At 23.3% G+C, this 24,363-nt stretch carries 21 protein-coding genes and 5 pseudogenes; 7 read left to right on the plus strand and 19 right to left on the minus strand.

Features of this window, described 5'->3' with window-relative positions; all coding sequences use genetic code 4:
- Position 1: 1 nt before the first annotated feature.
- The 9 genes from ACXUB0_RS00630 to ACXUB0_RS00670 all read right to left on the minus strand — a co-directional run bounded on the left by ACXUB0_RS00630 (position 2) and on the right by ACXUB0_RS00670 (position 3,091).
- Positions 2–247 (minus strand): hypothetical protein, encoded by a 246-nt coding sequence (locus ACXUB0_RS00630; RefSeq protein WP_458257362.1) that lies wholly within the window; start codon positions 245–247, stop codon positions 2–4.
- Positions 247–402: a hypothetical protein gene (locus tag ACXUB0_RS00635; RefSeq protein WP_458257363.1), complete on the minus strand. Its 156-nt coding sequence runs from the start codon at positions 400–402 to the stop codon at positions 247–249. The genes ACXUB0_RS00630 and ACXUB0_RS00635 overlap by 1 nt, the downstream gene beginning before the upstream one ends.
- Before the next feature lie 767 nt (positions 403–1,169).
- A complete protein-coding gene (locus ACXUB0_RS00640) occupies positions 1,170–1,370 on the minus strand; it encodes a hypothetical protein (protein ID WP_458257415.1) in 201 nt (66 codons plus the stop codon).
- Positions 1,370–1,594 carry a hypothetical protein gene (locus ACXUB0_RS00645; protein WP_338974876.1) on the minus strand — a complete coding sequence of 75 codons (225 nt, stop codon included), beginning with the start codon at positions 1,592–1,594 and terminating at the stop codon, positions 1,370–1,372. The genes ACXUB0_RS00640 and ACXUB0_RS00645 overlap by 1 nt, the downstream gene beginning before the upstream one ends.
- Positions 1,594–1,755 carry a hypothetical protein gene (locus tag ACXUB0_RS00650; RefSeq protein ID WP_458257416.1) on the minus strand — a complete coding sequence of 54 codons (162 nt, stop codon included), beginning with the start codon at positions 1,753–1,755 and terminating at the stop codon, positions 1,594–1,596. Before ACXUB0_RS00650 ends, ACXUB0_RS00645 begins: the two co-directional genes overlap by 1 nt.
- A 4-nt stretch (positions 1,756–1,759) precedes the next feature.
- The gene (locus ACXUB0_RS00655; protein WP_458257366.1) at positions 1,760–2,053 is read right to left on the minus strand and encodes a hypothetical protein; all 294 of its coding nucleotides are present in this window, start codon (positions 2,051–2,053) and stop codon (positions 1,760–1,762) included.
- 2 nt (positions 2,054–2,055) lie between these two features.
- Entirely contained in the window at positions 2,056–2,520 is a 465-nt protein-coding gene (locus ACXUB0_RS00660) for a hypothetical protein (RefSeq protein WP_458257367.1), read from the minus strand.
- Positions 2,521–2,528: 8 nt separating this feature from the next.
- On the minus strand, positions 2,529–2,732 hold the full coding sequence (locus ACXUB0_RS00665; RefSeq protein WP_281748672.1) for a hypothetical protein: 204 nt from the start codon (positions 2,730–2,732) through the stop codon (positions 2,529–2,531).
- Positions 2,733–2,896: 164 nt separating this feature from the next.
- Positions 2,897–3,091 (minus strand): hypothetical protein, encoded by a 195-nt coding sequence (locus ACXUB0_RS00670; RefSeq protein ID WP_458257368.1) that lies wholly within the window; start codon positions 3,089–3,091, stop codon positions 2,897–2,899.
- A 1,162-nt stretch (positions 3,092–4,253) separates the two neighbouring features.
- On the opposite strand from ACXUB0_RS00670, the gene ACXUB0_RS00675 reads away from it, so the two are divergent.
- Positions 4,254–4,418, plus strand: coding sequence for a hypothetical protein (locus ACXUB0_RS00675; protein WP_458257417.1), 165 nt, complete (start codon positions 4,254–4,256; stop codon positions 4,416–4,418).
- A gap of 399 nt (positions 4,419–4,817) precedes the next feature.
- Here the strand turns inward: ACXUB0_RS00675 and ACXUB0_RS00680 are convergent.
- A pseudogene (locus ACXUB0_RS00680) lies at positions 4,818–6,060 on the minus strand (ISNCY family transposase).
- A gap of 160 nt (positions 6,061–6,220) precedes the next feature.
- Positions 6,221–6,382 (minus strand): annotated as a pseudogene (locus tag ACXUB0_RS00685) (transposase); the annotation flags it as partial.
- A gap of 647 nt (positions 6,383–7,029) precedes the next feature.
- Here ACXUB0_RS00685 and ACXUB0_RS00690 point away from each other — a divergent pair.
- Both ACXUB0_RS00690 and ACXUB0_RS00695 read left to right on the plus strand, forming a co-directional pair.
- Positions 7,030–7,686 carry a hypothetical protein gene (locus tag ACXUB0_RS00690; protein WP_458257418.1) on the plus strand — a complete coding sequence of 219 codons (657 nt, stop codon included), beginning with the start codon at positions 7,030–7,032 and terminating at the stop codon, positions 7,684–7,686.
- Between the two features lie 192 nt (positions 7,687–7,878).
- Positions 7,879–8,742: pseudogene (locus tag ACXUB0_RS00695) on the plus strand (IS256 family transposase); the annotation flags it as partial.
- Positions 8,743–9,326: 584 nt separating this feature from the next.
- On the opposite strand, the gene ACXUB0_RS00700 reads toward ACXUB0_RS00695, so the two are convergent.
- From ACXUB0_RS00700 to secDF, 6 genes are all read right to left on the minus strand, one after another.
- On the minus strand, positions 9,327–9,896 hold the full coding sequence (locus ACXUB0_RS00700; RefSeq protein ID WP_458257419.1) for an amino acid--tRNA ligase-related protein: 570 nt from the start codon (positions 9,894–9,896) through the stop codon (positions 9,327–9,329).
- Between the two features lie 101 nt (positions 9,897–9,997).
- Entirely contained in the window at positions 9,998–11,068 is a 1,071-nt protein-coding gene (gene aspS / locus ACXUB0_RS00705; RefSeq protein WP_458257420.1) for an aspartate--tRNA ligase, read from the minus strand.
- Positions 11,052–12,344, minus strand: a complete 1,293-nt coding sequence (gene hisS / locus ACXUB0_RS00710) for a histidine--tRNA ligase (protein ID WP_458257421.1) — start codon at positions 12,342–12,344, stop codon at positions 11,052–11,054. Before hisS ends, aspS begins: the two co-directional genes overlap by 17 nt.
- A gap of 257 nt (positions 12,345–12,601) precedes the next feature.
- Complete coding sequence (locus ACXUB0_RS00715; RefSeq protein ID WP_458257422.1) at positions 12,602–14,854, minus strand: RelA/SpoT family protein; 2,253 nt, start codon at positions 14,852–14,854, stop codon at positions 12,602–12,604.
- 13 nt (positions 14,855–14,867) lie between these two features.
- A complete protein-coding gene (locus ACXUB0_RS00720; protein WP_458257423.1) occupies positions 14,868–15,389 on the minus strand; it encodes an adenine phosphoribosyltransferase in 522 nt (173 codons plus the stop codon).
- A gap of 9 nt (positions 15,390–15,398) precedes the next feature.
- On the minus strand, positions 15,399–18,563 hold the full coding sequence (secDF, locus tag ACXUB0_RS00725) for a protein translocase subunit SecDF (RefSeq protein WP_458257424.1): 3,165 nt from the start codon (positions 18,561–18,563) through the stop codon (positions 15,399–15,401).
- 752 nt (positions 18,564–19,315) lie between these two features.
- On the opposite strand from secDF, the gene ACXUB0_RS00730 reads away from it, so the two are divergent.
- Together ACXUB0_RS00730 and ACXUB0_RS00735 are read left to right on the plus strand one after the other, a co-directional pair.
- A complete protein-coding gene (locus tag ACXUB0_RS00730) occupies positions 19,316–19,519 on the plus strand; it encodes a hypothetical protein (protein ID WP_458257425.1) in 204 nt (67 codons plus the stop codon).
- Positions 19,520–19,727: 208 nt separating this feature from the next.
- Positions 19,728–20,776 (plus strand): annotated as a pseudogene (locus tag ACXUB0_RS00735) (IS256 family transposase); the annotation flags it as partial.
- Between the two features lie 47 nt (positions 20,777–20,823).
- On the opposite strand, the gene ACXUB0_RS00740 reads toward ACXUB0_RS00735, so the two are convergent.
- Entirely contained in the window at positions 20,824–21,144 is a 321-nt protein-coding gene (locus ACXUB0_RS00740; protein ID WP_458257426.1) for a hypothetical protein, read from the minus strand.
- Positions 21,145–21,366: 222 nt separating this feature from the next.
- Between ACXUB0_RS00740 and ACXUB0_RS00745 the strand changes: the two are divergent.
- Positions 21,367–22,485, plus strand: a pseudogene (locus tag ACXUB0_RS00745) (IS3 family transposase).
- A gap of 364 nt (positions 22,486–22,849) precedes the next feature.
- Entirely contained in the window at positions 22,850–23,011 is a 162-nt protein-coding gene (locus tag ACXUB0_RS00750; protein ID WP_458257427.1) for a hypothetical protein, read from the plus strand.
- Between the two features lie 91 nt (positions 23,012–23,102).
- On the opposite strand, the gene ACXUB0_RS00755 is transcribed toward ACXUB0_RS00750, so the two are convergent.
- Positions 23,103–24,341: an IS256 family transposase gene (locus ACXUB0_RS00755; protein WP_458257428.1), complete on the minus strand. Its 1,239-nt coding sequence runs from the start codon at positions 24,339–24,341 to the stop codon at positions 23,103–23,105.
- Between the last annotated feature and the right edge of the window lie 22 nt (positions 24,342–24,363).

The raw sequence follows: 24,363 nt of genomic DNA on the forward strand, positions 1-24,363 counted from the left end.
TTTATTCTCCTTTAATTTCTAATTTTTTAACTGTTACTTTAATTCAACCTTGATAAACATCATTATCACCAACTATTAATGCAACATTACTTTCGGGGTCAGAAACAATTATGTGTTTTGATTTAATATTTGGATATTGTCTTAAAATAATTGCTCTAATATCATTACTTGTATGAATTGCTTTGGGAAATGGTGATAATATTTCAATTTCATCTTTATTTTCAAACAAAGTAGGTAATATTATCATTAGTCAAATTCTCCATTTTCTATTTTTTCTTGTAATTTCATTATTAATTTCATTTTCCAATTACTAATATTAATTTTAATTTCATCACTAATATCATCTTTAAGTAATTCCATAAATTCATTGTCAAGATAATTAATTATTTTTTCTTTATTCATAATTTAACCTTTCTTTTCTAACTCTTTTATTTTGTTTTTGCTTACATAAGTTATTACATTTATGGGCATAAACTCTACCATAACCACAGTTATTATTCTTTTTAATTTTTATTATCATTAGTTTTAAATGTTTCTTCTTTTTCATCTCAATATAATTTGGTATTTGTTTCTATTCACTTCTCAAAAGAATTTAATTTTAATTTATTCATTATCAAATGTCTCCATTTTCTAAATCTTTAATTAACTCAAAAGCATCAATATATGGTATTCCATCATCACCTTTATCTAATTCATCTTGTATTTGTTCTTTAAGAACCTGTTTGGAATCTTTTAAACATAATTAAACTAAAAAAGGGAATAATTATTTCTAACCTGACAGTTAATTAACATTTTATTTTCTTTGTCATTTTTTTGTTAAAAAGATTTTATCATTTGACAACTTATCGATTAAAAATTTATTTTTCAACTATAAAATAACATTTATGATATTAATTTAATCAAAAATAAGTTAAAAAAGATCCTAAACAGGTTCTAAGAACCTGTTTGGAATCTTTTAAACATAATTAAACTAAAAAAGGGAATAATTATTTCTAACCTGACAGTTAATTAACATTTTATTTTCTTTGTCATTTTTTTGTTAAAAAGATTTTATCATTTGACAACTTATCGATTAAAAATTTATTTTTCAACTATAAAATAACATTTATGATATTAATTTAATCAAAAATAAGTTAAAAAAGATCCTAAACAGGTTCTAAGAAAATTAATTAATTTTTTTTATATTCATTAATATATTTTTGAGCAATTTTTCTTCTTATATTTTCAACTTTAATCATATGTTCTTCACAAAAATATCTTACTTGTACATTATCTTTATCTAATTTTGTTGGTAAATTAGTACAATTAGTTATATGTTTACCAACTTCATTAACTTCACTAAAACAACATGGTATATTTTCTTTATTCATTATTTACTTTCCTTTCTATATTTTTTTTCTTGATGTATTAATAAATTTATTAAAATTATTTGTTTATCAATGTCACCTAATTTTTTTAAAAGATATTCATATCTTTTTTTAAAATCTTCACTATCAATATCTCTATCTTTATAAATTAAATTTTTCAGTTTTTTTATTTTATATAAGGTTTTTGGGGAATATATTTCTCCATCCATACAAAGAAAACATTTCATTATTTTATTTCCTTATTTTCAATTTGATTAGCAATTTCATTTAATATTTTCAATAATTTATATTCATTTTTTAATTCTTTAATAATAAATATTAAAATTATTATTAGTGTTATACTTGTTATTAATATTGGTACTATTAATAAAATTTTTCATAATATCATTTTTTTACTCTTTTCATTTTTTAAATCATTTAACATTAATTGAACAAAATGCACGATTTTTAGGAATATTTAAAGTATTAAAAATTTGACCAGTTACTAAAATTTCATCATTTTTGTTTAATAAAATACATCGTTTATAAAATTTTGGGTTATTAAAAATTAAAGTAACATAGTTTAATCCATTTCATTGACCTCTAACACTATAATATAATTCTTTATTACCTTTTTCGTAATATTTTGCTTCAATAGTATTACTTAGTTTTACTGTTAATTTGACATAATTTGCTTTTTCTTTCATGTTTATAATTTCCTTAAATAATTATCAAAAATTAATATTTTTTTATGATTTTTTAAATAATATTGAATATGCTTATAAGCATCTTGTTCATGTTTTGTTAATTTTATATTTCCTTTATAATTTGTTATTTTATTTTTATTTTTTGGTTGGTTTTCTAGATAATCTCAATTCATAACATCTTGTACTAATACCATTAATGCACCAATAATTTTAGGGGTTGCTAATGGATTAGTTAATAATTGTTTTGAATTTAAAAAGAAATTTTCTACAATAACTAATATTTTTTTATCAATAAATTTTTCTTTAATTAATTGAAATTTTTCTTTATACATATTTTTAGTTCATAAAACAGTTAATGTATTAAATGTTTCATTAAAAATAATATTATTAGTTTCATGTGAATATATAACAATTCCATTATTACCAATTCCAGCGGGGTCAATTCCGATAATTAAGTCATATTGCATTAATTAAGTTAACCTCTAATAACTGTTTTAATAATTTCTAAATCACAATTACATCAACAATATTTACATTCTTCAATAAATTCTTTATGACCACAAACTAAATTATCTTTTTTTAAATCATCAATCAGTTTAATTAGTCCTATTTTAAATTCAATATCATCACTGTCTGGTATGCAAATCGTTCCTCTTTTAGTTAAATATTCTTTATCCATATTTATACCTCCTACTTAACCTAATATTTAAAATACAGTCATAACAAATCGCTTTACTATTTTTATCTCTTAAAAAATATTTTCTTGTTTTTATATCATTAGTATTAAAGAATAAATAATCAAATTTATGTTGTTTACATGTTCAACAAAAATACTTTTTCATTTTATTTATCTACATTTTCTTGTTTTTTATCAATAACATAATCAATTGTTATATTTTTATAATTATTTAAGTGAGTTTTACATAATCCTAATTTTGTATCTTTTTTAATTGAACAAACATATATTTCTTGTTTACTATTATTATTTTTACAACCATAAATATCACAAAATCATATTCAATCATGTTCATTAATCATTATTGAATTACCTTACTTTCATTATTAATATGTTCTGTTGCTTCTAGCATAAAGAACATAACTACTATTAGTTTTATTCATTCCAGAAATTCTGGGCTCAAAAATAAATTGTGAAATTTTAAAAAACATTGAGGCATTCGATTCAATATTTATTTAATTTGTGTTTAGCAAATTAATATTTTAATTGAACCGGCACCGCTCAATTTTTTTTACAAGTTTGAAATTTATTTTCTCGCCCAAAAATTTTTTCAAAAAAAATAAAAAATAAAACCAACACTTGCTCACTGGGGAGTGGCAAGGTTGGTTAAATAAAGAATAGAATTAATACAATAGGTCCCTACAACAGGTCTATATATACTAGTTTCCAATTCGCTCCCACCCCAAGAATTACCATTACTGGTTAGTATATTTTATTAGGTATCACTCCACTTTTTATTTATTCATGCAAGTCCACATGCTCTAATTACTATTTTTAACAACTGTGTTGTAGTTCACTTTTTTAGTTCCCTAAGAACCTGTTTGGAATCTTTTAAACATAATTAAACTAAAAAAGGGAATAATTATTTCTAACCTGACAGTTAATTAACATTTTATTTTCTTTGTCATTTTTTTGTTAAAAAGATTTTATCATTTGACAACTTATCGATTAAAAATTTATTTTTCAACTATAAAATAACATTTATGATATTAATTTAATCAAAAATAAGTTAAAAAAGATCCTAAACAGGTTCTAACACGTGTTGATAATAGCGTTAAAGAGGGTTATTAATTATTAACTTTCTCCTACTTGGTCACTGCGTGTAGTAGATATTTAAAGAGTGTTAATAATAAAAATTTTAAAATTTTACAATTACAAAAAAAGACAAGATTATTTCTTGTCTTTTTCCTTTGAGAATAATTTTTATTTTATCTTATAAAATCTATATTTTTTAAAATACGTCGAATATAAATTTAAATTTAAGGGTAAAAGAAAATTTAATTTGTCTATCATCATTTTTAAATGGTAATTTTGGAAATAAGTTACTAATATGATAATAAATTATTTCGTAACTTTGACAACCGTCCGAATTTTTTTGTATAATTTAATTAAACTTAATATAAGTTTTTAACTCATTGCTTTAATTTCAAAGTAAATGAGTTTTTATTTTGAAAGGATGAAAAAATGAATAAAAATTTACAAGAAGAATATGAATGAATTAATAAAGAATTGATAAAAATAATCATTGATAAAAATCAATTTACTCCAGAAATTATTAGTAATAGAGTTAATTTAGCTCAAACTACTATTGTTGATATTAATGAAAATTTAAAAAAAACAAAAGATTAGCAAATTTAAAAAAATTAGTTATTTAATATTAAAAATATTTACTTTTGGAAAAATTGATAAAAATAAAATAATTAAAGAAAAAAATGATTTTTTTATAAAAATATCAAAAGAACTTTTTGGAAATATTAAAAAAGTAAAAGAATTATATATAAGAAAATCAAATAGTGAAATAAATATAGATGTTAATAAAATTAATAATGCAACTTTAAATAATTTATTAATAAACCCGAATAAATCAAACTTACCACAAATGTAAAAACGATAGATTGCAATTACAATTTCTTTTATATTTAAAATCAATTTTAGGTCACCAAATTTGCTCATATACAAATGATTTAAAAATTTATATGGTTTAGTATTCACAAAATGTAAATCTTATATAACTTTAATTAGGAATTATTAATATCCATATCTTCAAGGATGATTTTTATTGGGTATATAAACTTTTTTAGTTTTTATTAAATTTTCTTTGATAATTGGTTTTAAAGCTATTTCTTTTAGTTCATACATTTGATTATTGTAACTAAGATATAAGTCATTAATAAATGATTTAAGTACAATTACATCAGTTCTAGGTTGTATATATTGAACTTTGTTATTTTTATAAGGAAAATATTTTTTACTATAATATGTTATAGTTGAACCACTATCTGTTTTTCTTTTAGAAAATCTTGAAAGATAAATATTTATTTCTTCTTGTGTAGGAGCTTTAATCATAGCAGATTTATTATCATCAATAGGAAAAGCAAACTGTTTATTAAAAAAGTTTATGTACGTTTTAAGAAATTGATTAGCTTTTTCTAAAGTTTTAATTTTATTAAGTCTTAGTTCGCTAATTAATCGACTTTGAAGTGTTCCAAATAAGCGTTCAATTCGACCTTTAGCTTGTGGAATTGAAGTTCTAATTATTTCAACACCCAAATCATTACAGCATTTTTGAAATTGAGTATAAGTGTCATTTTCTGTTTTTATTTTACCCGCATCGATTTTTTTCTTATATCCAAAAACTGTTCTGTTATCAGTATAAAATGCTTTTGGTATGCCATATTTAGTTAAAATTTGATAAAAGACATTATAATAACCATCTAATGTTTCTTGATGATCAAATCATAGCCCGACAATATTGCCTGTAGCATCATCAATTGCAGCATGTAAAAATGTTTTTGGCTTATCGTTACCAAATCAATGATGATTACTGGCATCCATTTGAATTAATTCACCAAAATTTGTTCTACGATTTCTTGTTGGATGTAAGTTATTTTTCTTATTTTTATGTTTTTTTGGTGAAGTGAGTTTTTTTAATTAATATAGTATAAAGTGTGCTATATGAAATTTTAATTTTTTCTTCATTAATTAATTTCTCATGGAAATGTTGAAAATTAAAATTATAATATTTGGTTTTATACAAGTTTATAATTTCATTTTTAATTTTAATATTTGTTGCTTTATTAGAAATTTTATTACGTGATTTATGAATAAAACCAATTTTACCTTCTCTATTAAAAATTTGAATTAATTGATTAATTCTTCTAATAGTTAAGTTAAGTTTACTTTTAGCTTGATGCTTAGATAATTTTTTAATAGTAATGTCGTTTATAATCTTATATTTATATTTTTCTTTCATAGTCATGCTTCTTCCCATATTTATCACCAAGTATATTTAACTTCACTTTTGGGAAATTTTACTCGATAACTAATAGGAAATTATCACTAAATAATGACATTTTGTCCACTTTTCTGTCAATATCGAGTGAAAATTTCCCAAAAATATTTACAAAAAAATAAATTATTTTAGAACCTGTTTAAAATCTTTTTAATAAAATTGAAATAAAGGAAAGAACAACCATTTGTAAGCTAGTGTTTAGTTTTCGTTCGCAATTTTTTCATAATCTTCTGCATTTTTCTAATCATGCAAAACTTCGTTCTACAACTCATCTTTTTGGTAATACTACAAAAGAATGGATGGGTTACACTTTAAAATTGATTTTAAAAACATCTAATTTGTTCATAGACAAACGATTTAAAAATTTATATGATTTAAAATATTCAAAAAATAAAAATCTCTAATTAGAGATTTTTTAAATTAAATATTTGGTATTATCAAATATCTTTATTTTTATGAAATTATTATTTGATAATTAGCGGGAAATTAAACTATTAAATAAACACAAATTACAAAAATCTTTAAATAATTTAGTTGAAAATTTATTTAGGGGCTTTTTTTATTTTAAAAAAGTAGTAAAATTAATGAAAATAAAAAATTGCTTTGTTTTGAAAGTAAATATAAATTATTTACTTTCAAAAAAAACAATAATTATGAAGTATTAAAGTCAAATTTATTGATTTAAATTTTGAACAATAATTGTTAATTAATTACTAATGAAAAACATAAAAAAAGAGATATTAATAGTGGTTCAGAAAAAAATAGCATCTATTCAAGATGAGTATGCCTTAATAAAAAAATAACATTTTTTTGTTTATAAAAAATGATTAATAAATTTTTTCTTAATCTTGTACTTAATTGTATTTAATTGTACTTAAACAAATAAAGATATTTTAAAACTATAAAACTATTAAAAATAAATTAATTTTATTAAAAGGAGTTTTAAAAATGGATTATTTAACTGACGAATTAACTGATAAAAAGAAACCACCACATAAACCTGAAAAACCATCAAAACCACCACATAAACCAGAAAGTGCGCATATAAAAGATTATGATAAAAATCAATATGATAAGCGCGGAAGTAAAGTTAAAAATATTTTAAAAAGTACATGAAATGTTTTAGACAAAACTTTAGATAAATTAGAACAAATTGTTAATATAACTCAAGCAATTGATTCTATGTTTAACTTAGGAATTTTTGAAAATACTGATGAAATAGCAAATAAAATTGCTGAAAAATTAAAAGAGCAAGTTAAAAATGATCCAGGTAAAGAAATTAATGAAAACATTGAAGATAAATTAAAAAAAGAACTTACAGCTAAAGTAAAAGAATTAGTTTTAAAAAACTTTAAAGATGATCCAGAAATTGTTAATAACGAAGAAATGGTAGAATATTTAACTTTTTTAACTACTGATAAATTATGAGAATTAAAAGAAAAAGAACCAAGTGAAGATTTAATTTTAAAAACTATAAATGAAGTTTTTGATGATCCTAATAACTGAAAAGAATCATTTTTTAACGAAATAACAGAAATAAATTCAATTGATTTACAAAATGAATCTTCCACAAGTGGATATAAACCAAACTCATCACAAATGTAAAAAACGAGAGATTGTAATTACAATCTCTCTTATATTTAAAAAGGCATGAGTTAGATAAGTTTACTAAACATTACCAACTTATCTAACTCATGCCAATTCTGTTTTGAAAGTTTTAAAAGTTGCTTCATCAACAGCATTGTCATAAGGACAGCCTTTTTTGCTTAAAGATCGAGTAATATTGAATGCTAATAAAATTTATCAGATATTAGAATGCAATTACAAGAGTTATATCATGGTGCTGATATTAGTGAAAGTGTTATTAGTCAAATTACTGATGATGTTATTGATGATGTAAAAGCATGGCAAAATCGACCATTAGATAGTATTTATCCGATTGTTTATTTTGATTGCATAGTAGTTAAAATACGACAAGATAAACGCATTATTAACAAATCTGTGTATATAGCTTTAGGAGTTGATTTAGAAGGTAAAAAAGATGTTTTAGGCTTATGAATTAGTGAAAATGAAGGTTCTAAATTTTGATTAGCCAATTTCACAGAAATGAAAAATCGAGGCTTAAATGATATTCTTATTGCTTGTAGTGATAATTTAACAGGAATTTCAGAAGCAATACAATCAGTTTATACTAAAACAGAACATCAATTATGCATCGTTCATCAAATTAGAAATAGTTTGAAATATGTCTCATATAAGCATAGAAAATCTCTAGTTGCAGATTTAAAACCAATTTATACTGCATGTAGTGAAGAACAAGCAATGCAGGCTTTAGAAACATTTGAAAATAAGTGAAATAAACAATATCCTCAAATTGCTAAATCTTGATATAAAAATTGAGAAAATTTGATAGTTTTTATTAGTTATCCAACAGAAATTAAAAGAGTAATTTATACCACAAATGCTATTGAATCTGTTAATAGTCAATTACGAAAAGTTATCAGAAATAAAAAAGTTTTTCCTAATGATATGGAAGAATTGAAAATATTTTATTTAGCAATTGAAAATATAACAAAAAAATGAACAATGCCCATTCAAAATTGAAATACAGCAATTGCTCATTTTATGATAAAATTTGAAGATAGAATTAATCTTAACTAGTACTTTGTAAAACAAAGATACACAGATTTCTAAAAAGCCTCATAAATAAATCTGTTTCTTCTTTAACTTTTGACAATGATGATAATATTTATGCAGGAGTTTGAACCGGTTCATATCAATCTCCTAGTAATGATGAAGTTTACAAATGTTTAGCAGAAGAAACAAACTTTAAACCAATGTCTGGAATAAAAGGGGGAGTACTATCATTAGTTTTTAATAAAAATACAAATTTTTATATGTTACTACATGAAACGGATATGGAAAAACTAAAACTAATGACGGTTCACTTTATAAATGCTTACCACCAAATAATATCTTTACTTTAGTTCAAAAAAATTTACCAGCTATATGACATCTAAAAACCAAAAATAGTGAACCATTTATTGAACTTGAATATTAACAAATATCAAAAAAAATATAATTGAAATTAATAATTATTAATTTAACATTATTGAAAAATTGATTTCAATTAAATTACATAATTAATCTCTAATGAAAAATAATTAAATTGTTTTTCATTAGAGATTTTTAATATTTATATTTTCTAATTTTATTAAACTTCTAATCACTTTAAAATTAAAATTTTACTTCTTAAATTCCAAATTTAATATTGATAACTGATCAGATGAAATTTCACTAGGACTATTTGTTAATAAACAAATACCACGATTATTTTTAGGAAAAGCAATAGTATCACGAATTGATTCATTCTTAATTAAAATCATTAATAAACGATCAATGCCAAAAGCAATACCACCATGTGGAGGAACTCCGTAATTAAAAGCTGATAAGAAAAAACCAAATTTATTTTCAATTTCTGTTTTACTTAAATCTAATAATTCAAAAATCTTTTTTTGTAATTTATAATCATGAATTCTAACGCTCCCACCAGCAATTTCAAAACCATTTAAAACCAAATCATAAGCATCTGCAGTTAAAGTTCCTAAATCTTTATTTTTTATATCTAATAATTTTTCAGGATTTTTTGGACTTGTAAAAGGATGATGACAAGCTTGTCATTTATTTTCTTCCTGTTCAAACATTGGTCAATCAATAATTCAAATAAATTCAAAGTTTTCAATATTATTCATAAAATCTTTATGATTAATTCGTTTTGACAAATCATTAATATAAAAACTTCTAATAGCACCCATAACTTTATTAGCAACATCTTGTTGTTCATATACGAAAATTAAAAAATTATTATTATATTTTATTTTTGATATTTCTTCTGCTAAAACTAAATCATCAAACTTTACTTTAGAATTATTATGAATAATTTTTTTTTAATTAAGTCATAAATTATTAATGTTTTTCCTCCATGCTGATTGCTAATTTCTGTTATTTTTTTTATAGTTGTTTCATTCATTTTATCATTAACTATAAAACCCTTATAAATAAATCCATCACTATTATTGTTAATATTAATACTTATTAACTTACATGTACAACGCAAATCAGGTTTATCACTACCATATAAATCCATTGCTTGATCATAGGTAATCGATGAAAATGTTGAGGGAATATTACCAATTTTTAAAGTATTAAAAAGACTTATTATCATATTTTCTACTATTAATTTAATTTCTTTATTAGTAGTAAATGCCATTTCTAAGTCTAATTGTTGAAATTCGGGTTGTCTATCAGCACGAAAATCTTCATCACGAAAACATTTAGCAATTTGATAATATTTGTCAATACCTGATATCATTAATAATTGCTTATAAATTTGTGGTGATTGTGGTAAAGCATAAAAATGTTTTTTTTGAATACGAGCAGGAACTAAAAAATCACGAGCACCTTCTGGTGTTGATTTTGTTAAGCAAGGAGTATCAATTTCTAAAAAATTATTTTGATTCAAAAATGTTCGTAAGCAACTAAGAACTTGGTGTTTAAATTTAATATTATAATTCATTGCTGGTCTTCTTAAATCTAAATAGCGATATTGTAAACGTAATTCTTCACTAGCAAGCGTATTATCATTTTTAATAACAAATGGTAAATTAATAGAATTGCTTAATATTTCAATATCTTTTGCTACTACTTCAATCATATCATTAGCAGTTTTTGCATCTTTATTTTTTCGTAAGACAACTGTTCCAATTACTTTTAAAACAGATTCAACTTTAACATTTTTTATTTCTTGATAATATCCGTTATCTGGTTTAACAATGACTTGTGTTGTTCCATACATATCACGTAAATCAATAAAAATACCAAATTTATTAATACGAATATCTTTAACTCAACCACTAATAATAATTTCTTTTGTAATATCACCCTGCGTTAAATTACCACATGTATGAGTTCTAAAGAGTTTTTCCATATTCTTCATTCTCCTCTAATAATAGATTTTTAACCTTACTAAGCAATTGCTGTTCAGTATCAAAAATTAATTTTATCATTTCTTTTTTAACAAAAGAATAAAAACTAACCTGATTTTTTTCTTTTAAAAATAGTATATTTTTGGCTAAACTACGATCAATAATCTGTGACTTATTTTTATCTTGATATAAATTATATTCCATATCAATATGATAATTTTCTTTACGTAATTGTAATAATAAATCGGAAGCTATTATTAATCCTAATTCGCTTAAAGCAATAATTTGTAAATCAATAATTGGTGGTTTATTAATATTTTTATTTTCTACCAATAATAACATTAATCTTTCAATACCAATTGCAAAACCAATAGCAGGTATTTTTAATGGTGAACCCAATTCATTAAATAAATTATCATATCTACCACCACCAAGTAAAGTATTTTGACTTTCACCAATTCGTGAATCAATAGTAGTTATTTCAAAAATAATACCATTATAATAATCTAAACCACGAACTAAATGCTCATCAATAATAAAATTAACTTTATTATTTTTTAAACTATTAATAATGGTTGTAAAATATGTTTTTTCTTCATTAGTTAAAAAATCATTTAAATATGGTATTTCTAAATTTAATTTAGTACAAATTTTACAATCAAGAACTCTTAACGGCGATACTTTAACTCTAATTTGACAATTTTCACACAATTGCTTACTTTGATTTAATAATTGTTCTTTAAGTGCTATTTGGTATTTATTTTTTGTTTCATTAGATCCAAAATAATTAATATTTAAAGTTAAATTTGGTATTGAAAAACTTTTTATCAGTTCTAGGGCCATCATCATTACTTCAACATCAACTAAAGGATGTTTAACACCAACAGTTTCGATACCAAATTGATTAAATTGACGTTGACGCCCTTTTTGAGGTCTTTCATATCGAAACATTGAACCATAATAAAAATACTTTAACGTTTGCTTAGATTTATATAATTTATTTTCAATTATAGCACGAACAATACCCGCTGTTCCTTCAGGACGAAGAGCTAATAATCTATCATTTTTATCATTAAATTGATAAATTTCTTTCTGAATAATATCAGTTCTATCTCCCACGGCTCGTAAAAATAGTTGAGCCTTTTCAAAAATAGGAGTAATAAATTCTTGATAATTATATTTAATTGCACACTGTGTTAAAGATTTAATAATATTACGATATATAATAACCTCTTCATTATACATATCACGTGTTCCTCTTGCTTTTTGAAATTGCATACTTTTTTTACTCCTTTTAATAAAAAATAAATCTTCTAAAAAAATGTTCCTTTATTTTAGGAACGTTTCTTAACGCGACCATCCTAATTCATTTACAAAGTAAATGCACTTAATTATAATTTATCATATTTAATTAATTAATAATACAAGCTATTTAATGTCATAAAATTAGTTAACCAATGTTTGCACCAACCACACTGTCTCTTAATGTTTACCCTAAATTTACTTTTAAATGCTCAAAATATTATACTAAAATATTACATAATTATTCTGTTTATTGCAATAATATCAGGAATTTTTTTAATTGATGAAATAATTTGATGTAAACGTTCAATATTAGAAACTTTAATTAAAATTTTTAAACTTCCATGATTTTCCTTAAGCTTATTATTAGCATCAATACTTTGAATTTGTGCCTTTAAATAGCCCAAAATATTTAAAACATCAGTCATCAATGCTGGTCGATCTAAATATTGAATTTGAATTTTTGAATTATAAAGATGATGACTGGTTGCTAATAAATTTCACTTAGTATCAATAATACGTTCTTTACGCTCTGGCAAACTAACATTAGGACAAATTAAACGATGAACTTTAATACCTTGCCCTTTAGTAATATAACCCGCAATTGGTTCATCAGGGATAGGTAAACAACAATGAGCCAATGATGTTTTAGTATTGGGGGCATTTTCAATAATAATTTCATTATTACTACTTAAATTCATTGTTGTTTGTTGTTTAGTTTTTAATTCTTGAAATGTTACTGAATCACTATATAAAATAGTAGTAACCGCCTGTTCAATTGTATAAGTTCCATTAGCAACATCTAAGCAAAAATCTTCATACGTTTTATATTTTAATGATATAATTCTTGACATAATAACATTATGTTTTGCAATTTTTCAACGAATGTGATTTTCAATAATATATTCTTCTATTTTTTCCTTTGTTTTTTTTATTTTCTCTTTGTTTTCTGTATCTTTAATTTTATTTTCTTGATTAAATTTTTCTTGCTGATTATTTAAATATTTTTTTATTTTATGTTGAGCAAAATTGGTCTTAACAATATTTAATCAATCACGAGAAGGGCGTGCAGTTTTAGCAGTTTTAATTTCAACAATATCACCTGATTTTAAAACAGTATTAATAGGAGAGTAAATACCATTTATTCTTGCACCTACTGTTGTTTCACCAATTTCAGTATGAACTTTAAAAGCAAAATCTAAAACAGTTGAACCAAATGGTAATGTTATAACATTACCATTTGGAGTTAATACATAAATTAAATCACTAAAAATATCTTGTCGAATTTCTTTTTCTAAATTATTATCTTTGGCAATATTATCTGCTAATATGTTTTCATCAACATTTGGATTTAAGTCATTTAAATTTAATATTTCTTGAAAAATATTTAATTTTTCATCAATTTCTGCTTGACGTTTCTTAGGATTTTTATTTTCCCCTTCTTTATATCTTCAATGCGAAGCTGCACCTGCTTCAGCAAAATCTTCCATTTCTTCAGTTCTAATTTGTAATTCATAAATTTCATTATCAAAAACAACAGATGTATGTAATGATTGATACATATTATTTTTTGGTGTTGCAATATAATCTTTAAATCTACCCGGAACAGGAGTAAAACTTTGATGAATATAACCCAAAATGGCATAACAACTATCAATAGAATTAGTAACAACTCTAATTGCTAAAATATCATGTATATCATCAAAATCTTTTCCAAAATAATACATTTTACGATAAATAGAATATAAGTGTTTACTACGACCATAAATTTTAAAAATTAAATTTTTATGTTGTGATAATGTTTTACTTAATTCTTTAATAATTTCATTAACTAATTTTTCACGTTTTTCACGATCCAAATTAATAAGGTTATCAATTTTTTTATACTCTTTAGGATGTAATACTGCAAAAGAAAGATCTTCTAGTTCTGATTGTAATTTACGCATACCTAGACGATGAGCAATAGAAGCATAAACTTCTAAAGTTTCTTTAGCAATAATTATTTGTTTTTCGGGATTTAAAAAATTAATAGTTCTAATATTATGTAAACGATCTGCCATTTTAATAATAATGACACGAATATCATGAGCTAAACTTAAATATAATTTACGTAAATAATTAGCTTTAATTTCATTTCTTTTTTCTTTTGCAAAATGACTAACTTTAGTTACAGCTAAAACTAAATTAGCAACTTCCAAACCAAATTCTGCTACTAACTCATCAAAAGTTGTTGGTGTATCTTCTAAAATATCATGTAAAAATCCTGCTTGTATTGAAGAGACATCTAAATGTCATAATACTAAATTATATGCTGTTGATAAAACATGATAAACATAAGGATCACCATTCTTTCGATATTGATCTTTATGTTTTAATAATGCATATTCATAAGCTACTTTAATTTTTGTAATTTGCTTAGGATCTTTGATAAATGTTTTTGCTTCCGCTAATAATTGGTTAAAATCTTTACAAGTTAAATTATTCATTATTTACTACTTATTAAAACTGAATTATTTCTAACAGCGGAATATTATCAAAATGATGTTTATTAGCAAATTCAGAAAGCGAAATTAAAGTAGCAATGCCAACTGATTGAGCATTACTTTGTTTTATTAAATTAAGACAAGCATTAATTGTTCCCGAAGTTGCAATCAAATCATCAATTATTACTACTTTATCTTTTGTTGAAAGTACATTTTGCTGCATTTCTAATATAGCAGTACCGTACTCTAAATTATAAGTTACTTTATAGGTTTTACCTGGTAATTTACCTTTTTTGCGTGCAAGAACTAATTTGATACCCAACTTATATGCTATAGCAGCACCAAAAATAAATCCTCTTGCTTCAGGTGCTAAAATTGCTGTTGCTCCACATTTTTTAATAAAATCTACAAAAATATTAACAACACTTTGAAATGCTTCTGGATTACTTAATATTGGGTTAATATCTTTAAATTGGATACCTTTAATTGGAAAATCAGGAATATTAATAATAATTTTTTTTAATGATTCTTTTGTCATTGCAACCACCTATTCATTAATACCTTTAATAACATATTCATCTGCACCAATGAAATGTTTTTTAATTTTATTAATACGTTTTTTATATCTATAAACTCTTCATTTCTCAAAATAAATTCAAATAAAAGGAGCAATAAAGTAAGATGATACTAAACTTACTATACAACCTATTAATAATGATAAACTAACTATTCAGAAACTAGGAATAATAAACATAACAATTACTGATGTTATTAATACTACACCATTAATAACTAATGTTCTTGGTAAAGCCTTTTGAACACTTTTATTTGAAATTTCAATTATTTCTTCTGTGCTAATAACTTGTGTTTGATTATTATTAATCTTAATTTCACGAATATTATCAAAAATTGACATAATACTAATTATTGTTAAAATCATTACTCCCAATAATATTCCAACAATTGAAGTAGAAATTACAATTTGGAAAATACTAATAATAGCAAGTGTCATTAGTAAACTAAAAATAATAGCTAAAATTAAAGGAATAACATAAGTTAATTGAAATCTAATAATAATATAAATTAAAATAACAATAAAAGATAAAGCAATTGAAATAATCATATTAACTAATAAATCTACACCTGACTTAGCAACAACTAGATCAATTTCTCCTCATTGTAAAATAGATTTTTGTTTTCAATTTCTATTTCTAGTAATCTCCCCTAAAAAATTCTTAAACCTTTGCTGCATACTTTGAGAATTTACTGTTGTTTGAACAATAATTTTAAACTGATATCGTTTTCCTTCACCACCAGCAACTAAGGAAAAATTAATATTTTTAAAATATTTACTAAATTGACTATTATTTTGAATTTCTTTACTAATAAAATCTTTTGCTAATTCTGCTTCTTTAATAATATTGTAACTAGGATCACTTGGATCTTGAATTGTACCCATTCCAACAAAATCAGTTCGTTGATCAAAACCAGAACCAAAATTAGAACCAATTACACCATAAGTAATAGCTGAAGCAAGAACAATAACAGCAGAACCTGAAAGAATTCATTTTGTTAATTTATGAAAATAATTTCAGTTACTTATTTTAAGTTTTGAAAAAACATTTTTAAAATTAACTAATATTTTTTTGTCTTTTGCTTTAACTATTTGAATTTTTAACGGTTTTAATGCATTAATTAATTCTTGTTTCAATTTATTAATTTCTTGTGAAAGATTTAATTTTAAATCTTTTACTTTTGACTTATAAACTGATCTTGATTTACTATGTTCTTTTTTTAATTGCTGCTTATCAACTTTAAATTTTTTAATTAATTCTTTAACTTTATTTTTATAACTAATTTGAAGCTGACATTTTTCTGAAATTAATTGTTTTTTTATTTTTTTATCACTACTTTTAATATTATTTGTATCTATTGAATTATTTAAAACTATAGTGCTTTTTCTACTAATATTATTAGTTCCTAAAAGTTGAGGTTTATTTTCTAACCAGTTATTTCGTAATAATGTTCATAACATTAATCTTAATAAGATAATTCCAAAAATAATTACACCAAAAGTAGCAATAGAAGTCATAATAATAAAACCTTTGATAGCACGAGTTCCAAATCAGAAAATAGTTAAATTAACAATTAAAATAATAGCGCTACAATCTAATGAAGAAGATAATGTTTTCTTATTTGCTGATTTAAAAGCACTAATCAAAGTTTTACCTTGCATATATTCATTTTTAAAACGTTCCAACAAATTAATAATTGTATCTAATAATAGTGCAAAACCAATAATTAAAGCAATTACGCTTTCAGGAGCAATTATGCCATTAATGAAAACAAAACTAACAATAGTAAATAATAAAAATAATGATATTATAATTAGAACAATAACTCCTAACATACGATAATAAAACAGAACAATAGTCATAAGAACAAAGGTAACTAATATAATAATAACAACTGCAATTTTTAAAGATGTTGCACCTAGCGTTGGACTAACATTAGCATAAGATAACATAGTAAAATTATTTTTTGACAATCCTGATGTTAAAACACTTTTCATTTGTTCAACTATTTCAAGATTAAAAGTATCTGAATTAATTGAAATACTATTGTTAGTTACTTTAACTTCACCAACTCAATATGGAATATAACGATAATCAATAACATCTTCATGTAAAATATCTGAAACATCTGGTAAACGTAATAAATCTTTAATATAAGGCAATCATGCATTCATAGGTGAACCAACAATAGGAGAAGCAAAAGGATCAAAGCGATTAGCAGGATCATATGTATTTTTTTCATCATTAGTATCAACAGAAAGACTATGAACTGAACCTAAATTATCAGAATAAATTCAATTAATACCAAATTGACCATTTTGATTAGGATTTAATAGTCGTGCTAAAGTAGGGTCTTGTGCTTTAGCTCTAGCTAAAATATCAGTACCTTTACCAAGACCTGGTGTATTATTATCTAATAATGATGTTAATGATGCTTTAATCTTACCATCAGTATCATTTTTAAGATTATCAATTATAAAAGCAAGGGAGCGAATACCCTCCATACTACTTCGAATATAATCTAATAACTGACCAATATCTGAATAAATATAAAATGTATTTTCTTTGGCAGAAGTAAGTTCTTTTAAAACTGAATCATTTTTAACATCAAAAACAAGTTCTGGGCGATGAGTAACAGAATTATTAACAGCTTTAATAGCAGAAAAAACATCACTAGTTAATAATCTTTTATCTCTTTTTGTTCAAGTAGTAGCTTTGTCATCTTTCTTTTCGGTTGCTAATAAATCATTACCATCTTTATCAACAATATAAGAATAACCACGTCGTGATACACTGTGAACAAAAGTAGAAATATCAACTCCCGCATCTTTACTCAACGCTAAATTATACTTATTATTATTGCTAGTAATGCTTTCAATATAAACGTTACTAGTACCTAAAGGGTCAACTCTGTCTTTTAATAAATTAATAACATCTTTTTGTTTACCTTTACCCTCATATTGAACTTGTGTTTGATAACCACCAGCAAACTCAATACTTAATTTACTATTATTTTCAACATATTTAGCACTAAACACTACTGAAATTATTATTGCAGAAACAATAATTATTAAACTAAAAATCCTTAAAAAAAATCCAAGATTTTTAGTTTTTCTTGTCCTAGAAGAAGTGTTCATATTTCTTCACTCCTAAATCATTTTATTTGTATAAACATAGATTGTATATTATTTAAGCACTATATAAGAATACCAACATTCGTTATAAATAACAATTGTTTTACAGTACTATCAAAAATAATTATTTTCTAAATAAAATTATATTATTAATATACTCTTTACCAATAATTGTTATTGGGAGATTGTCAAAAATCCGGAATAAATTACTTCATACACAGTCTTATTATAAATTTAGACAAGAAATAATTTGGATTTTTATGAAATTGTATATTCATCTTAGAACCTGTTTAGGATCTTTTTTAACTTATTTTTGATTAAATTAATATCATAAATGTTATTTTATAGTTGAAAAATAAATTTTTAATCGATAAGTTGTCAAATGATAAAATCTTTTTAACAAAAAAATGACAAAGAAAATAAAATGTTAATTAACTGTCAGGTTAGAAATAATTATTCCCTTTTTTAGTTTAATTATGTTTAAAAGATTCCAAACAGGTTCTTACTATTTTTTAAAAGATAATACAACTAAAATACTTATTTTTAAAAATTACTAAAAAATTAAAAAATAAATCTAATATTTATACACAACAAAAATTCTTATTAAAACACATTTAATAAGTTTTATTTTATTTTATTTTGATTTTTTAAAAAAAGTAAAATTTTAACTTGGTAATGTTTAGTAATCTGTGTAACTTACAAAAATAACTATGTTTAATTAATTCTATAATAAACCTAGAAAGAGTGAATTACAGATGGCTAAAAAGCAAAATATTAATAATAATGATCCAATATCAAAAGCAGTAGATTTATTATTAGAAAATACTGAAGATTTAACAACAGTTTTTAAAGAGGGAGGTTTATATAAAGAATTAACAAAAAGATTAGTAGAAAAAATGTTGAATTCTGAGATGCAAAATTATTTAGGATATGATAAGAACCTGTTTGGAATCTTTTAAACATAATTAAACTAAAAAAGGGAATAATTATTTCTAACCTGACAGTTAATTAACATTTTATTTTCTTTGTCATTTTTTTGTTAAAAAGATTTTATCATTTGACAACTTATCGATTAAAAATTTATTTTTCAACTATAAAATAAAATTTATGATATTAATTTAATCAAAAATAAGTTAAAAAAGATCCTAAACAGGTTCTAAGAATCAACATAGTAATAGTGACAATGCTCGTAATGGTATAAGTTCAAAAAAATTAATAACTCAACAAGGTAAAATTGAGATTGATGTACCACGAGATCGCAATAGTAATTTTAATCCTGTAATAATTGCAAAAAGACAAAGAAGATTTGATGGTTTTGATCAACAAGTTCTTTCTTTATATGCAAAAGGTATGACATTATCAGATATTAGAATGCAATTACAAGAGTTATATCATGGTGCTGATATTAGTGAAAGTGTTTTAGTCAAATTACTGATGATGTTATTGATGATGTAAAAGCATGGCAAAATCGACCATTAAATAGTATTTATCCGATTGTTTATTTTGATTGCATAGTAGTTAAAATACGACAAGATAAACGCATTATTAACAAATCTGTGTATATAGCTTTAGGAGTTGATTTAGAAGGTAAAAAAGATGTTTTAGGCTTATGAATTAGTGAAAATGAAGGTTCTAAATTTTGATTAGCCAATTTCACAGAAATGAAAAATCGAGGCTTAAATGATATTCTTATTGCTTGTAGTGATAATTTAACAGGAATGTCAGAAGCAATACAATCAGTTTATCCTAAAACAGAACATCAATTATGCATCGTTCATCAAATTAGAAATAGTTTGAAATATGTCTCATATAAGCATAGAAAATCTCTAGTTGCAGATTTAAAACCAATTTATACTGCATGTAGTGAAGAACAAGCAATGCAGGCTTTAGAAACATTTGAAAATAAGTGAAATAAACAATATCCTCAAATTGCTAAATCTTGATATAAAAATTGAGAAAATTTAATAGTTTTTATTAGTTATCCAACAGAAATTAAAAGAGTAATTTATACCACAAATGCTATTGAATCTGTTAATAGTCAATTACGAAAAGTTATCAGAAATAAAAAAGTTTTTCCTAATGATATGGAAGAATTGAAAATATTTTATTTAGCAATTGAAAATATAACAAAAAAATGAACAATGCCCATTCAAAATTGAAATACAGCAATTGCTCATTTTATGATAAAATTTAAAGATAGAATTAATCTTAACTAGTACTTTGTAAAACAAAGATACACAGATTTCTAAAAAGCCTCTTTAACTTATAATAATTGTATCTCTGTATTTATTTTATTACATTTAAAAATAACCATTTTAATATAAATTGAAATATTATCAGTTCTATCACCAAGCATTTCTTTTAAAACGTGTCAAATATTAGTTTCAGTAAAGCAACCAATATTTCATTTTGCACCTTGATTTTCAATACCTTGTTTATTATTTTTAAAATATTTTTTCTTTAATTTTTTATGATTATCTAATTTTTTATATAAATAATCAATTAATTGTTTATAATTACCATTATTAATTAAATTTTTACAATGATTATATTCTTTTAAATATTTTCCTTTATTTCCCGCCATTATTCCAAGATATAATGTTCTAATTAAATGAAATTTATCTAAAACAAACTGTGCACCTAAATAATCAGCAACTTCTTTAATTCATCCTGCACTATCACCACAAATAATAATTTTTGCTTGTTCAATATTTTCATAAAATTTTTGACTGGATGGGTTACACTTTATTGGACACTAATTACGTAGACAAGTGAACAAATTAGTGAAAAGAAAGGAAGTATAATTATGGCCAATATTAACTCATATTCAGATGAATTTAAAAAACAAATAGTAGCTTTATATCAAAGCGGTAAGTCAGTGTCTTGTCTTGCTAAAGAGTACAATGTTACAAGAGCAGCTACTTATAATTGAATTAAGCAATTTACTAATTCAGGTAGTTTTAAAACTAAAGATAATCGTTCTGTTGAAGAAAATGAATTAATTAAATTAAGAAAAGAATTAAAACAATTAAGAATGGAAAATGATATTTTAAAGCAAGCAGCACTAATAATAGGCAGAAAATAAAAATTATTGTCAAAAATAAAGTTAAATATAAAATTCGCACAATGTGTCGTTTTTTGAAAATATCTAAATCAACATATTATTTTAACTTAAAGAAAAAAGAAAATAAAATCAAAAATAATATGTATGATGAAGCTGTTATTAGTGCTTTTAAAGAAAATAAAGAAGTTTATGGTACTAGAAGATTAAAAAAAATTTTAGAAAACCAAGAAATTTATTTATCACGCAGAAAAATTAAAGAAATTATGAATAAGCATAATTTAATATCAAAATACACTAAATTATCATTCAAAAATCATCATAATAAAGTCAATAATAGTCAAATAACCAATCTTGTTAATAGAAACTTTAATAATAGGGTTAAAAATGAAGTTATTGTTAGTGATTTAACTTACGTTCAAGTTAATGGTAAATGAAACTATATTTGCCTATTAATAAACCTATTTAACCGAGAAATTATTGGACATAGTGTTAGTTAAAAAAGATGCATTACTAGTATATCAAGCATTTATGCAATCAAATCGCTGTTTAAAAGATATCCAAATATTTCATAGTGATCGAGGTAATGAATTTAACAATAAAATTATTAATAATCTTTTATTAGCATTCAATATTACTCGATCTTTAAGCAAAAAAGGTTGTCCTTATGATAATGCTGTTGCTGAAGCAACTTTTAAAACTTTCAAAACTGAATTTATTAATGATAAAAATTTTACATCATTAATCCAATTAAAATTAGAATTATTTGATTATATCAATTGATACAACAACATAAGAATCCACAGCACTTTAAACTACTTAACTCCTATCAAATATCAAGAACAAGTGTCTACCAAAAAATAGTCCTAAAAAGTGTTGCCATTCCGGATTTTGAAAAGAAGAAACGTAAATTAGAAATGGAAAAACAACAAAAAGAATTAGAGAAAGGGGGTGATTAATATGCCTGCTGGATTATCAGCATTATTAAATATGATTGGTGGTGTTGGCCAACAATTATTAAATTCTTTTACTTAGAACCTGTTTAGGATCTTTTTTAACTTATTTTTGATTAAATTAATATCATAAATGTTATTTTATAGTTGAAAAATAAATTTTTAATCGATAAGTTGTCAAATGATAAAATCTTTTTAACAAAAAAATGACAAAGAAAATAAAATGTTAATTAACTGTCAGGTTAGAAATAATTATTCCCTTTTTTAGTTTAATTATGTTTAAAAGATTCCAAACAGGTTCTTATATTTTTGGTTGAGTATTTACTACTGGCGATGGTGGAACACTTACAAATTGACCAGTGTTAATTTCAATTGTATTTATGGTATTAGTGTTTATCAAACAATTTGTGGGACATATTATTCATGGAACACATTAGTAATTAGAAAGGAAGTAAGCGAATGGTAAAGTTATTTTTTAGTTTGGTTTGAGGCTTTTTAGAAATCTGTGTATCTTTGTTTTACAAAGTACTAGTTAAGATTAATTCTATCTTTAAATTTTATCATAAAATGAGCAATTGCTGTATTTCAATTTTGAATGGGCATTGTTCATTTTTTTGTTATATTTTCAATTGCTAAATAAAATATTTTCAATTCTTCCATATCATTAGGAAAAACTTTTTTATTTCTGATAACTTTTCGTAATTGACTATTAACAGATTCAATAGCATTTGTGGTATAAATTACTCTTTTAATTTCTGTTGGATAACTAATAAAAACTATTAAATTTTCTCAATTTTTATATCAAGATTTAGCAATTTGAGGATATTGTTTATTTCACTTATTTTCAAATGTTTCTAAAGCCTGCATTGCTTGTTCTTCACTACATGCAGTATAAATTGGTTTTAAATCTGCAACTAGAGATTTTCTATGCTTATATGAGACATATTTCAAACTATTTCTAATTTGATGAACGATGCATAATTGATGTTCTGTTTTAGGATAAACTGATTGTATTGCTTCTGACATTCCTGTTAAATTATCACTACAAGCAATAAGAATATCATTTAAGCCTCGATTTTTCATTTCTGTGAAATTGGCTAATCAAAATTTAGAACCTTCATTTTCACTAATTCATAAGCCTAAAACATCTTTTTTACCTTCTAAATCAACTCCTAAAGCTATATACACAGATTTGTTAATAATGCGTTTATCTTGTCGTATTTTAACTACTATGCAATCAAAATAAACAATCGGATAAATACTATCTAATGGTCGATTTTGCCATGCTTTTACATCATCAATAACATCATCAGTAATTTGACTAATAACACTTTCACTAATATCAGCGCCATGATATAACTCTTGTAATTGCATTCTAATATCTGATAATGTCATACCTTTTGCATATAAAGAAAGAACTTGTTGATCAAAACCATCAAATCTTCTTTGTCTTTTTGCAATTATTACAGGATTAAAATTACTATTGCGATCTCGTGGTACATCAATCTCAATTTTACCTTGTTGAGTTATTAATTTTTTTGAACTTATACCATTACGAGCATTGTCACTATTACTATGTTGATTCTTATCATATCCTAAATAATTTTGCATCTCAGAATTCAACATTTTTTCTACTAATCTTTTTGTTAATTCTTTATACAAACCTCCCTCTTTAAAAACTGTTGTTAAATCTTCAGTATTTTCTAATAATAAATCTACTGCTTTTGATATTGGATCATTATTATTAATATTTTGCTTTTTAGCCATCTGTAATTCACTCTTTCTAGGT

The organism is Spiroplasma endosymbiont of Dactylopius coccus (assembly GCF_977110965.1).